The 13,769-nt window shown below is 49.3% G+C and carries 10 protein-coding genes; all 10 read right to left on the reverse strand.

Translation table 11 applies throughout. The features are described 5' to 3' along the window. Positions 1-6: 6 nt before the first annotated feature. A complete protein-coding gene (yycI, locus tag HP548_RS01815) occupies positions 7-750 on the reverse strand; it encodes a two-component system regulatory protein YycI (RefSeq protein ID WP_091001357.1) in 744 nt (247 codons plus the stop codon). 232 nt (positions 751-982) lie between these two features. After that, entirely contained in the window at positions 983-2,263 is a 1,281-nt protein-coding gene (locus tag HP548_RS01820) for a YycH family regulatory protein (RefSeq protein ID WP_175380706.1), read from the reverse strand. Continuing rightward, on the reverse strand, positions 2,247-4,097 hold the full coding sequence (gene walK, locus HP548_RS01825) for a cell wall metabolism sensor histidine kinase WalK (RefSeq protein ID WP_076287197.1): 1,851 nt from the start codon (positions 4,095-4,097) through the stop codon (positions 2,247-2,249). Before walK ends, HP548_RS01820 begins: the two co-directional genes overlap by 17 nt. After that, a complete protein-coding gene (yycF, locus tag HP548_RS01830; protein ID WP_062327757.1) occupies positions 4,097-4,819 on the reverse strand; it encodes a response regulator YycF in 723 nt (240 codons plus the stop codon). Before yycF ends, walK begins: the two co-directional genes overlap by 1 nt. A 263-nt stretch (positions 4,820-5,082) precedes the next feature. Then, positions 5,083-6,615 carry a peptidoglycan DD-metalloendopeptidase family protein gene (locus HP548_RS01835; protein WP_175380707.1) on the reverse strand — a complete coding sequence of 511 codons (1,533 nt, stop codon included), beginning with the start codon at positions 6,613-6,615 and terminating at the stop codon, positions 5,083-5,085. Between the two features lie 611 nt (positions 6,616-7,226). After that, on the reverse strand, positions 7,227-8,012 hold the full coding sequence (locus tag HP548_RS01840) for a hypothetical protein (RefSeq protein WP_175380708.1): 786 nt from the start codon (positions 8,010-8,012) through the stop codon (positions 7,227-7,229). Between the two features lie 226 nt (positions 8,013-8,238). After that, positions 8,239-9,525, reverse strand: a complete 1,287-nt coding sequence (locus HP548_RS01845) for an adenylosuccinate synthase (protein ID WP_076287194.1) — start codon at positions 9,523-9,525, stop codon at positions 8,239-8,241. 444 nt (positions 9,526-9,969) lie between these two features. Next, complete coding sequence (dnaB, locus tag HP548_RS01850; RefSeq protein WP_062327745.1) at positions 9,970-11,331, reverse strand: replicative DNA helicase; 1,362 nt, start codon at positions 11,329-11,331, stop codon at positions 9,970-9,972. A 1-nt stretch (position 11,332) separates the two neighbouring features. Further along, the gene (gene rplI, locus HP548_RS01855; protein WP_024629550.1) at positions 11,333-11,776 is read right to left on the reverse strand and encodes a 50S ribosomal protein L9; all 444 of its coding nucleotides are present in this window, start codon (positions 11,774-11,776) and stop codon (positions 11,333-11,335) included. Beyond that, positions 11,773-13,761 (reverse strand): DHH family phosphoesterase, encoded by a 1,989-nt coding sequence (locus tag HP548_RS01860; protein ID WP_076287193.1) that lies wholly within the window; start codon positions 13,759-13,761, stop codon positions 11,773-11,775. The genes rplI and HP548_RS01860 overlap by 4 nt, the downstream gene beginning before the upstream one ends. Between the last annotated feature and the right edge of the window lie 8 nt (positions 13,762-13,769).

A 13,769-nucleotide genomic window follows, 5' to 3' on the forward strand; every position in this document is an offset into this window, starting at 1 on the left:
AACGCATTACTCCCCTGGTTTGTCTGTCTTGGGACTGAATACATCCCCACTGATGCCCTGCACGTACAACACTTCGCCACTTTCCAGCACGAACCGCCATGCCGGCATCGCCACCTGCATATCTGAATTGAACAACTGGCCGTAATAGCCCAACTGAATATCTTTCACAATCGCATCATTTGGCAAAAAGTTCTCGATCAGCGTACCCAGCGCCTTCGACGCCGGAAGCACCTGCTGATCGCTTTCCTCCGCTGTCGTAATCCGCACCGGAGTCTGACGATAACCCGTAATTTTCTGATCGCTGTAGAATAGCTCCAGACTCACATTGAAGAGCGGCCATTTGCCATCCACCAACGGATGCAGCACAAATGCCCCATCCTCCGCCATCAGCTGATCCCATCGATACGTACCGATCTGGGGAATCTCGTCCTGTAGTGCATCCTCCAGCTCGCTTTGCGAGAAGATCAGCTTGCTGTCCACGGTATTTTCCAATTCAACATCAATGCCTGTCTTGTTATCTTCAATGAACTCATATGACAGCTTCGGCAGCTTCGGCGTCTCATTTGGTATAGGAGCCAGCACCTGAATGCCCTTCTCCTCCATCGCCTGCTGTGTATTATCCGCCAGTGAGGTGAAGTCCAGATTGGCTCCGGCCGTCTCCCGCGCATCCATCCAGATCTGGTATCCCAGCACCAGATTGAGCAGCAGGAAGGCATAGATCAACACATTTTTCGCCCGTCCCCAATCCAAAACATCCACCTCCATCATTTGATAAATACGACTACTATCACACTTACCACTCCGTGGTCAGAACAACCTTCCGATCGCTGTTATCCCCAGATTTCTTGATTCCCTTTTCCCAAGGGAGAAATCCGGAGATAAAGGCGAGCGCTTCGCTTCTTCAGGTTATTTCTGCCCCCTCCGTTAACGTGTGATTCTAAACCTCGCCCGGATATCAAATGACTTCATATCCTATAACCCATCAAGAAACGGTGGTCTCCTCCCCGTTTCCGAAGCGGATTACCCACACCGGGATGAGCTTCAGCCCATCCTCGATGCTGGATGGACGGTACGCCGGATACACGTCTACGACCTTACGGTTGGTACCCGCCACCTTCTGGATGAGCGCCTTCAGCTTGTCCCCTCCGGGCAGGGTGACTGATTTCTTCGTCTCCGCACCTTCGTTCAGATATTCGAGCGAACGCTCATAGCTGGATACCGTCTCCTGCTGCATCTCCATGCTGATTGTGCCGAACCTGAACTGCATCGAATCCATAATCGGGAAGCTGCTGTAATATTGCTGGAACTGAAGTTTCGTCTTCGTATCGGTTGTATCCAGCATCATGCGTGAACGACCTTTCCAGCCGCCGTGCTGATTCACAAAATCAACCGCGGACAGCGCATCCTTCGCTGCATCAATCTGTCCCGCAGGTGGTGCCGCCGGATCGGTGTAGCTAATCCAGCGCTGTTCTTGCTTCACTTGCAGACTGCGCTTACTGTCTGTATAGATCTCCGATCCATCCTTTTCCCGAATGTTTCGGGTCATGCTTGGATCAAAGAATAGGCTGCGCTGCATTTGTTCGACAGTGAACTGGCCTGTAGGCACGTCAGCCTCAATCGTCTCCAGTGCTTCTGCCGGGATATAATATCCGCCGTCCATCAGCGTATAAGGTGTCCAGCTGCTGCCGAAGTCGACATGCTGCTGCACGTCCTGTACTGTCAGATCCGCCTGCGTTGCCTCATAGACCACATCGCCTTTGGCGCTGAAGAACAGTGCGTGAGCCTTTGTTTCATTTTTGGCGGTATAGATCGAGATCCGATTAATCGTTTCTCCCTGGAAGAGAGAGTCTGTCCCCAGCCGCATCACACGCTGTAACAACGCTACAGGGATGCCTTCCTTGAACGACAGCTCAAAGCCAGGATTCTCCTTACGAATCTGATCCCAATGGATTGATTGCACGCTCCGACGCTGGAAATCATCAAACGTACGTCCCTGCAACCTTGAATAGATCAACTGATAAAACGTATTGCCCGGATAAAACACCGTATGTTTGTCTTCTCCCAGATGAATAACCATCTGATCCGGGAAAATTAAATCTTCAATGTTGCGCTCCTGGCCCATATTCTCGGTTTTCACATAGTTCGTCTCTGACGTCACAATCGAATCGCCTCCACCGGGCAAACGATAGATTAAGAAGTAACTTTGTACCAAACTGGCAACGACGAGGGAAGCAAGCACCAAAGATTTAATCCGCTCTTTCAAGGTGCTCACCTCCTTCCTCACGCATAGGCAGTGTGAACGTTACCGTCGTCCCCACGTCCACCTCGGACTCCAGTGAGATATTACCGTCATGGGCCTTCACAATTTCCCGGGCAATGGATAACCCAAGCCCTGTGCCACCCATACTGCGGGAACGAGCCTTATCTACCCGATAAAACCGCTCAAAAATGCGGTCCAGATCCCGCTGTGGAATCCCCATCCCCGTATCGGTCACTGATATGGCGAGAGTATGATCATCATTGCGTCTGGCTGCAATTGTAATTGTGCCGCCTTCAAGCGTGTATTTCAGCGCATTGGACACAACATTATCAAGCACCTGATCAATTTGGTCGCGATCCAGCGGAACTGCTGGAATTCCGTTCTCCACAGAAAGCACAGGTTGAATATCCTTCTGATGCATCTGGAACGAAAAACGATCTGACACTTCTTCCAACATCTCCATGATGTCAGTTGGCTGTTTGCGCAGCATCGCTTCCTTGGAATCGAGCCTGGACAGATGCAGCAAATCCGTAACCAAGCGAATCATACGCTCGGTCTCATTCTGGATTACCCCAACGAATCGTCCAGCGAGCTGCGGATCTTCCAGAGCTCCATCATCCAGCGCTTCTGCATAGCTCTTAATGGTAGTCAGCGGTGTACGCAGCTCATGAGAGACATTCGCCACGAATTCACGTCGTGATGCTTCCAGTTCTTCCTGCTCCGTAACGTCCTGAAGCACAGCGATCGTGCCGGTAATGCCTAGCTCACGACGATGAACCGGTGTAAACGTCATACGAATGACAACCGGATCTTCTTGTCCCGCAGGCGCAATCTGGAGCAGCGTCGAACCTGTAAAACCACTGGCTAACGCTTCAGCATCTTCCGGATCAATGCCGAGCAATACGGCAAAGTGTCGTCCCTCAATGTCTGCCGGACGCATGCCCAGAATGCTGCTGGCACGGCGGTTCACCAGAATGACTTTGCCATATTCATCCGTTGCGACCACGCCATCGCTCATATTGGTCAAAATGGACGTGAGCTTCTCTTTCTCCTCTTCGTTCTGGGAGAGTGCATCTCGCAATCTGCTGGTCATATAGTTGAACGCCCGACTGAGCTGCCCAATCTCATCCGTTCCGAATACAGGGGTCTGCTGATCAAAGTTGCCTTCCGCGACTGCCGTCGCCCTTCGGGTGACTTCCTTGATCGGCTGCGTAATCGTATGTGACAGAATGACACCGAGCACTGCAGTTAATACCAATGCTATCAAAATGCCGGAGATAAAAATCTTGTTAATGCCCTCCATTGTGGCATATAACTCATTCATCGAGGCGGCGATGTAGACCGCGCCGATAATCTTGCCGCCGGACAGCACCGGCTTGGCAACGACCTTTTTGCGAACATTATCCTCGTCCACGATATATTCCTCATTGTCCCGAATGCCTTGCAGCGCACGGCTGACAACGGTTTGGGTGTTTTTGCGCCCAACATAGTCTGAGTGGGAACTGAGCGAGGTGGTCAGCACTTTCCCGCTGGCATCCAGCACCTGAATCTCGGCGCCGTTAATGTTGAACAGGTTGTTAACCAACACACGCAGGTTTTCCGTTTTGTCCTCACCAGCCTCAGCTTCCCCACCAGCCATCGTCTCCCCTACTAGCACAGAGAGCATCTCAGCCCTTGCCTGCAAATCCTCAGTGAAGTTGCTGGTCAGCGAGTTCTTCATCGCACTCACAAAATAAACGCCGATCAATTGCATCGCAATCAGAATCAGCAGTACATAGATAATAATCAGTTTCGCCTGAATCGTTCGAAAGAACGAAAATCGCGAGAAACGCCCCATTATATCCCCACGCTTTTGGGACTGCGCACGAGATAACCCAGCCCGCGGCGAGTCAGAATCGTTTCCGGTTTGCTCGGGTTCTCCTCAATCTTCTCACGCAGACGACGAATCGTAACATCAACGGTACGCACATCCCCGAAATATTCATATCCCCATACCGCCTGCAGCAGATGTTCACGTGTCATGACCTTGCCGGAATGCTTCGCCATATAATAGAGAAGTTCGTACTCACGGTGGGTCAGATCCAGCGGTTCGCCACCTTTGTAAGCTGTATACATGTCCATATCAAACGCCAGATCAAATAAACGCATGACCTGTTTCTCTTCGTCTTCCGGCGCTTCTGCCGTAATGGCAGGCTTCTGCCGTCTGCGCATCTGTGCTTTCACCCGGGCGAGCAGCTCGCGCGTACTGAAAGGCTTTGTCACGTAATCATCCGCACCTAGTTCCAGACCGAGCACCTTGTCGATCTCGCCATCCTTTGCGGTCAGCATAATGATCGGCATCTCCAGATGGGCACGCACCTCGCGGCACACATCCATACCATCCTTACCTGGCAGCATCAGGTCCAGCAGCATCAGATCCGGCTTCTCGGATAACGCCAATTCAACCGCACGAATGCCATCAAAAGCGCAGATGACCTCGTACCCCTCTTTTTCCAAATTAAACTTCAGAATGTCCGCAATGGGCTGTTCATCGTCCACCACCAAAATCTTCCCCTGCATCGACTGTCTTCACCCCTATATCCTGCTTGATCCGCCTTAGCGGTCTATCTCTCTTATTCAACTTATATAAATTGTGTTTCCTACGATTTCATTGAATATAGTCTATATCATATGGCTTGTTGCCTATAGTTTATAGTTTAACATACCTGAAGCACCGTCACATCCCGATCAGGGCCAATGTGCAGCACAAACTGAAAAATTTTTACAGCAGCAAAAAACAAGGCCAGCATCTACTGCCAACCTTGCCCTGGATTGCGATATATCTAGTTCAAGTATGTCAACGGATTTTCCACCGTTCCGTTCTTGATAATCTCGAAATGCAGATGAGTTCCGGTCGAACGGCCCGTATTGCCCATCACGCCGATGCTCTCACCTTTTTCGACGACTTGTCCAACCTTAACACCAATGCTGTTCAAGTGCCCATAAAGTGTTTCGTATCCATTACGATGGTTAATAATAATAACATTGCCATAACCACTCTTCTGTCCTGCAAAAGTAATCACGCCCTCATCAGACGCTTTTACGTCCCGGTTACCGACAAGATCGACACCTTTGTGCTGGCGACCCCAGCGTTGTCCAAAGCTGCTGCTCATCGTAGCGTTCGATACCGGCCAAGCAAATTCACCTGTACCTTCACCGACCACTTTGGTTCCACTAAGGACCACTTCAGTAACTGCAGCCTTGATGACTTCCTGACCAAGCCATTCCTCCTGAACGACTTCACCATTTTCCTTCGTTATCCGATATTGCATGCTTTTCAAACCGCTTTGACCTGGACGCACCACTTTGGTTGTACCTGCTTTGAGCTCAGCACTTTTGCGTACTTCCACTTGTGGCTTGATCTCAATCTGTTCTACCACCTGCTCTACCGATTTAACAGTAACGGCTGGTTTTGGCACCGTCAGTGTAAGCTCATCTCCAATTTGCAGCGACGTTTCTTTGATGCCCGGGTTATGTTTGCGAATCTCGCTTTGCGTAATTTCGTATTTGGCAGCAATGGAAGAGATCGTATCTCCTTCACGCACGACATAAGTTACAGGCGCGTCTTTACCAACGGTTAAAGCTTCAACCGCCTCGGACACATCCCATATTTTGTTTGGGTCAGCCTTCACTACATCTGTCGCTACATCTTCCTTGATGCCCACCGACTTCAGCGTAGTACTCGGCCCCTCGGCTTTCTTCGTTGAGTTTGCCGATACCGACTTCGTCTTGAGCGAACTGCGCACAGCCGATGCCGATATGTACTTGTTCTGCACTTGTTCCAGAATCTCATCTGCTGTAGCCTGGTCCTTCACAATGCCGATTACTTCACCGTCTACCTTGAGCTCTACACCCTTGGCATAGGCGGTAAGCATGTCCCCGAGCTTGTCCAGCGTCTCATCGCTGTTCACTACGGGCTTGTATGCTTTAATGGTTTCGGTCGTGATGCCATCTGTGTTCAGCACCATTTCTGCTTCTGGATATTTATTTTGGAATTCCTCGGTTTTGTCTGCAAATAATTTCTGTAATTGCGTCTCATCCGTGATGGTGCCAATCTCATTTCCTTTAACCATCACTTTATAATATGGGACGGTGTTTGCAGCAACGTATTGTTTGCCTGCGAATCCGATCGATGCAGCGATGAATAAACCGCATGCTGCTGTTATGATCCATTTGCGCGAGGCCAGAACGCGCTTTTTGTTACTACTGAAGTTGGACATGCTCATGTTGTTTTTGTCTTCGGCCGTCCGGTGTTCCCCGGATTGTTCGTGTTCCCGGTTCTTGCCCGGTTGGCGTATGCCTCTGAAACCTTTCATGATTCTCTCCTTTTCAGCACTTCTCAGTTCGCATTTCTGTCAAGACATCACCCAATGTGTCTGTCCCATGCTTGTCGATATTTGTATTCGGGTGTCCGCAAATCAGGACTTTAGCTGCGCTCGTAAAAGTGTCAAAATTTTAACCTTTTATCACACCCGTATACTTTAACACAGGTTTTACACTCATTTCAACTGTACACGTCATAGCGAAAAGCCGCGCCACGCTTGGTTTTCCTGTATTATCCATAAGATGGCAGAACAGAACTCTTTCCCATAACCCCTCTACTTCAGGTATACTATGTACTTTTGATCATTTTTTAAGACTAGGTTCTAAGACCCACTGAAATGTGTTTTCTTTTTCATAAAAATACAAACTGAAATCCCTCGCCAGATCAACTCTGGTGAGGGATTTCGTTGAACTCTTGCTATAGATTGCCTCATATGGGCTAGATTATATGCTAACCAAATTCTGCTTTTATTTCATTTTCCAAATGGCTTGAATAAATAAATCGATTCTAAATTTAACTTTCAGAATTCGATCTCTCGATCCCCTTTTTGAATATTCATCAAAGGGTAGCAGACCTACGGATCTCACCCTATATGAACTTGGTCTATTCCGCCTGAAGGACTTCCATCAGATTATCATATTCTTCGCTCGTCAGATACTTGGAAATCACCTGCTCAATATCACGCAACTCCTGTTCCGTTAAGCCGCCTTCCATGGCGCCTGAGATTTGCTGCATCTCTTTCTGAGGCAGCTTGTTCATCAGCAGGCTGAAAATCTTTTCTTTTTCCTCCAACGGTAGCTTGTCTTTCTTACCTGTGATGTCATCCGGAGAAACTACAATCTCATCATTCCCTGAAGAAGCCGTACCAGTGGAGTTCGTACCTGTTCCGTTGCCGGATGCTGTATTGTTGCCAGTTGTTGTCCCAGAATCGGTACCGGCATTTGTACCAGCATCTGCGTCTGTTCCCGCGGCCGAGCTGCCCCCTGGATTTGATCCCGTATCGGAGGAGTCCGTTCCTGAGCCTGCTCCTTGACCCTCGTCTGATCCCGTACCCTGTCCTGAGCTGTTGCCTGTATTCGCGCCTGTTTCTCCGCTTTCTGTTCCATTGCCCATGACAGATATCGCATCTTCTGGAACGTGTTCCTCCTCCGCACCTGCTGGCTGATCTGTCGTGCCCGTTCCCGGCTTCTTCTCATCACCGGACTTACCACCTAATGCACCCTGAAACATGGCCGTTAACCCCATAGGCTGGCCTTCCCACTGAATATTGAAACTCGCCAGCAGCGATTTTACATATGACTGAACGATTAATCCGGTTGTCAGCAGGGTCAATGAACTGACCAGCATCACGGTAAGCAATATTTTAATGAACCATTGAAGCAACTTCATTCCCGTTCTCTCCCTCCGTTTTCCGACCCCATATCACATTCAATGTTTCAGGATCTATGAGTCTACTGTTAACCAGTATTGACGGAAATCCGGGGATTATATCAGGAAGGCGTGCGAAAAACCCCAGCTATCGCTATTTAAGCGATAACTGGGGCTCTATGATGCCTATATAGGCATATCATTTGGATGAACGTTTAGCTTCGAATTGCCGAGTTAACCTAGCTACTTATTCGTAGATAGGAAGAACTTGATTCGTTTGCTCACGGTTACGACCTACAGAGAAGATAGCGATTGGAATGCCTGTCAGTTCGGACACACGCTTCACATAGTTCTGTGTGTTCACAGGCAGGTCTTCCAGCTTCTTCGCTGCTGTGATATCTTCGCTCCAGCCTGGAAGCTCTTCGTATACCGCTTCACATTCTGCCAGCATTTTCAGGCTTGCCGGATAGTGAGTGATAACCTCGCCGCGGAATTTGTATCCTGTGCAGATTTTCACCGTTTCCAGACCTGTCATTACATCCAGGGAGTTCAGGGACAGACCCGTAATTCCGCTGACACGACGAGCGTGGCGAACAACAACACTGTCGAACCAACCGACACGACGCGGACGTCCAGTTACAGTACCGTACTCATGTCCAGTCTCACGAATTTGGTCACCAACTGCATCATGCAGCTCTGTCGGGAAAGGACCATCTCCTACACGTGTTGTATAGGCTTTAGCCACACCGATAACCTGTTGAATACGAGCTGGGCCTACGCCAGAACCGATACATACGCCGCCTGCAGACGGATTGGATGAAGTAACGAATGGATAAGTACCTTGGTCAAGATCCAACATAACGCCTTGTGCACCTTCGAACAATACTTTTTTGTCCTCATCGATGTATTCGTTGAGCACCACTGATGTATCACGCACATAAGGACGCAGAATTTCTGCATATCCCAGGTAATCTTTCAGAATTTCTTCTACATCTACAGGCTCGCCGCCATAGACTTGCTCGATTACACGATTTTTTTCTTTTACCAAATGACGCAGTTTCAGTTCGAACTCTTCCGCATCCAGCAGATCAACCATACGAATACCGATACGGGCTGATTTGTCCATGTAACATGGGCCAATTCCCTTGCCAGTTGTACCGATTTTGTTCGGGCCTTTGCTCTCTTCTTCCAATGCATCCAATACCATGTGATATGGCAGGATGATGTGTGCGCGTTCGCTGATGGACAGGTTTTTGGTCGTAAAGTCATTGTCATGAATATAGTTAATTTCTTCGATGAGTGCCTTCGGGTTGATAACCATACCGTTACCAATTACACATGCTTTATCTGTGTAGAAGATACCCGATGGGATCATCGTCAATTTATATTTTTTGTTATCGATCAGAATCGTGTGTCCTGCATTGTTACCGCCTTGGTAACGAGCAACCACATCTGCGGATTCCGCCAAATAATCCGTAATCTTGCCTTTACCTTCGTCTCCCCATTGCGTTCCCACTACAACTACCGTTGACATAGTACATACCTCCGTGGGTGCCTTGCGCACCTTTGTATTGGTCTGTCCGTCCTCTATCTCGGCAGGAATTTGAAGTGAAATTACCAGCGGAGAAGCGTGCTAACGGACAGTGAAAATCCCCCTCGGTTTACATCCAAGGGAAGGTTTTCGCTGCTTTAACGCAGCAGTACTAGTGTACCAGTCCCTTTTTTCAAAGTCAAATCAAATGGCGAACAATTAGATATAGTCAAACTCTAATGTTCGGAATTGACTCTATATTGCGACGCAAAAAACCGGCGAAGCCAGTCAAATCTTGCTTGACGGCTAACCCCGGTTATACGCTACGCGTTTAAATCCAACGCTATATGTCGTATTCACAACGTATTTACAAGTTCATATGATCTAATGGTTGATGTCGGGGACAGACGATTTCACTTCCCAATTGAAGCAGTCTGTGCCTGTCCCCTACATGGCAAAGGCATCATTATGTGCCCGCTCGTAGTTAACGAATTTATTAAAGTTTTTCAGGAAGACCAGTTCCACCGTGCCTACCGGACCATTACGCTGTTTGGCGATAATAATCTCGATAATGTTTTTCTTCTCGGTCTCCTGGTTATAGTAGTCATCCCGGTACAGGAACGCAACGATGTCGGCATCTTGCTCGATCGAACCCGATTCCCGCAAGTCACTCATCATCGGACGTTTATCCTGACGCTGCTCTACACCCCGGCTCAGCTGAGACAAGGCAATAACCGGAACTTCTAATTCCCGACCAATCTGTTTCAGTGTACGCGAAATCTCGGATACCTCTTGTTGACGGTTCTCGCCGGCTTTACCACGTCCACTAATCAGTTGAAGGTAGTCGATCAGAATCATACCAAGGCCTTTCTCTTTCTTGAGACGACGGCATTTCGCACGAATGTCAGCTACGGTGATCCCTGGCGTATCGTCAATGTAGATGTTTGCTTCATTCAAGGCTGCAATGCCCATCGTCAGCTTCTGCCAATCTTCATCACCTTTGAAGTCACCCATACGCATGACACCCGCATCCAGATTGGCCTCTGCACAGATCATACGCTGTACGAGCTGTGCCGCTGACATCTCCAGACTGAATATCGCAACCGTCTCCTGCGCTCGAATGGCTACATTCTGAGCGATATTCAGGGCAAAGGCGGTCTTACCTACAGATGGACGTGCAGCTACAATAATCAAGTCACTACGCTGGAATCCGGCGGTCATCTTGTCCAGATCGATGAAACCTGACGGAATACCCGTCGTCGTTCCCCGGTTCTGATGCAGCGTCTCCACGCGGTCGAATACTTCCATCAGTACATCCTGAATGGCTATAAAACCGCTACTGGAACGTCGGTTGGAAATCTCCAGAATGCGCCGCTCTGCTTCTCCAAGCATAGCCGCGACATCCTCACCACCCGTGTATCCTTCACTCACAATTTGCGTAGCTGTACGAATCAGGCGACGTAGCATGGATTTCTCTTCGATAATCTGAGCGTAATAATCCACATTCGCGGCAGTCGGAACACCATGAGCCAGCTTCGCCAGATAACTGACGCCGCCGATGTCCTCGAGCTCGCCTTTATCCTTCAGCAGCGAAGTCAGTGTCACGAGGTCAATCGGTTGGTTTCCCTCGCCAAGCTGGATCATCGCTTCAAAAATTAATTGATGGGGTTTATCATAGAAATCCTCGGTTTGCACCCGTTCCATCGCTGTAATCAGGGCTTCGCCCTGCAACAGGATTGCACCCAGCACGGCCTGTTCGGCTTCCAGGTTCTGTGGGGGAATCCGGTCGAATAACATTTCGCCGCCCATCTTACTCTTCCGTTACCTGTACCTTCAAGGTAGCCTTCACTTCAGGGTGAACCTTGACGGTGACTTGTGTTACGCCGAGTGTGCGAATAGGCTCGTCCAGCTCAATTTTGCGTTTGTCGACTTTCAGACCTTTCGCTGCCAGAGCTTCTGCGATTTGTTTGCTCGTGATTGCCCCGAACAGACGGCCGCCTTCGCCAGATTTTGCTTTCAGCTCAGTTACTTCAGCTTCCAGCTTTTTAGCCAGAGCTTCCGCTTCTGCTTTCTCTTCCTGCTTACGTCTGTCTTCCGCTGCCTTCTGGTTGTCCAATGTTTTCATGTTACCATCTGTTGCTGGACGTGCGATTCCCCGTGGAAGAAGGAAGTTCTGTGCGTATCCCTCGGACACTTCCTTCACTTGTCCTTTTTTGCCTTGACCCTTCATATCTTTTATAAAAATGACTTTCATTCGAACAAACCCTCTTCCTTTTCGATTTCAGCCAGTACGTTCGTCAGCCGTTTTTCCGCCTCTCCAAGCGTTCCTTCAAGCTGCACGGCAGCATTCGTCAAATGTCCGCCACCGCCCAGTCGTTCCATGACCACCTGAACATTCATGCGCCCCAGCGATCTCGCGCTGATGCCAATCAGTCCATCCGGACGTTCACTAATGACAAATGAAGCGACCACGTCAGTCATATTGAGCAATGTGTCCGCCACTTGGGCGATCATCATCTGTGGAATCTTGTTGCCAGGGTCTGTGACCGCCAGCGCAATGTTCCCGTATACCATTTTAGCATGCTTTATGATTTCTGCCTTAGCAATATATTCTGACAAATCTTCTTTCATCAGCCGCTGGATCATAATGGTGTCTGCACCACTACGACGCAGGAAGCCTGCCGCTTCAAACGTTCTCGATCCTGTATGGAGTGCAAAATGCTTTGTATCCACCGTAATCCCGGCCAATAACGCCGTCGCTTCCAGCGGAGTGAATTGCACCTTGTCATGAATATATTGGAGAAGCTCAGTCACCAGTTCTGCTGCCGATGATGCATAGGGCTCCAGATAGATCAGCACTGCATCGTTAATGAATTCTTCACCCCGACGGTGGTGATCCACAACCACGACACGCGTAGCGGATTGAACCAGCTTTGGCTCCATTGTCATGGATGCCTTGTGCGTATCGACAACAACGAGCAGCGTATGCTCCGTCATCATCTGGGTTGCCTGTTCCGGCGACACAAAGGCTTTGGACAGCTTTTCATCCTTATTCACCTGTTCCATCATGCGTTCAATGGAAGGGTTGGGCCCATCCAGTACAATTCGTGCTTCCACATTGTACAGACTCGCCGCTTTCCATACCCCAATAGACGCGCCAATCGCATCCATATCAGGCATTTTGTGACCCATGATAATCACGCGGTCGCTCTCCTGCATCAAATCACGCAATGCATGCGCGATAACCCGGGCTCTTACCCGTGTACGTTTCTCCACCGCGTTGGACTTCCCACCGTAAAAGGACAACCGCTGTCCAGATTTTACGGCAGCCTGATCGCCGCCACGGCCAAGTGCCATATCCAGACTGGACTGAGCCAGTTCCCCCATCTCACTGATGGTATCCGAACCAAATGCCAGTCCAACACTTAGTGTCATCGGCACCTTAAGATCAGCCGTCATCTCCCGGACTTCATCCAGAATGACAAACCGGCTCTGCTCCAGTTCCTGCAAAGACTTATAGTTCAGCATCATGAGATAACGATCAGAGGAGAGGCGGCGCAGGTACACCTCATACCGCTTCGCCCAGGACGTGATCTCACTTGTTACGCGGGCAATCAGTGCAGTTCGCTGCTGGTCATCCATACCCTGGGCTGCTTCATCCAAGTTATCGAGGACCAGAATGCCCAGTGCAAGGCGTTCATTCTCATATTTATCACGAAGAATGGCTAGCTCCGTAATTTCGTAAACATATACATACCGCTCCTGCGGGTTATGGATAACTCCATAAAATCGATCATCCAGTTGGAATTCGTCATGAAGTTCCTTGGACGGCTCCTTGGTCCCATCCTTTTTTTCCTTCGGTTGAGGAAGCTTAGGAAATAAATTTTGCAGCGGATTGCCTACCATCGTCTTCTCTTGGAACATGTCCGCGACGAAGCGATTATGCCACTCTACGGTACGATCTTCGCTGTACAGCACAATACCGAATGGGAGCATGCTGACCGCTTCTCCCTCCATTCGCTTAATCCGAATGGACAGGCCATTAATGTAGTCGTTAAGCTCACGACGGAACGCGAGCTCCGCCTTAATCATGACGATTCCCAGCGCCGAAGCCAGTATCAGACTAATCAAACCAAGCGTCCAGTTGTAGATGGTCACGAACATAACAAGCAGAAGCAGCAGTATGAACGCCCATACGGTATAGTAGCCGTGCCAGCGTTTCTTCAGAAATTTAGGCATGACTCATC

It is taken from the genome of Paenibacillus taichungensis (assembly GCF_013359905.1).
In the GTDB taxonomy this organism is placed as follows: Bacteria; Bacillota; Bacilli; order Paenibacillales; family Paenibacillaceae; genus Paenibacillus; species Paenibacillus taichungensis.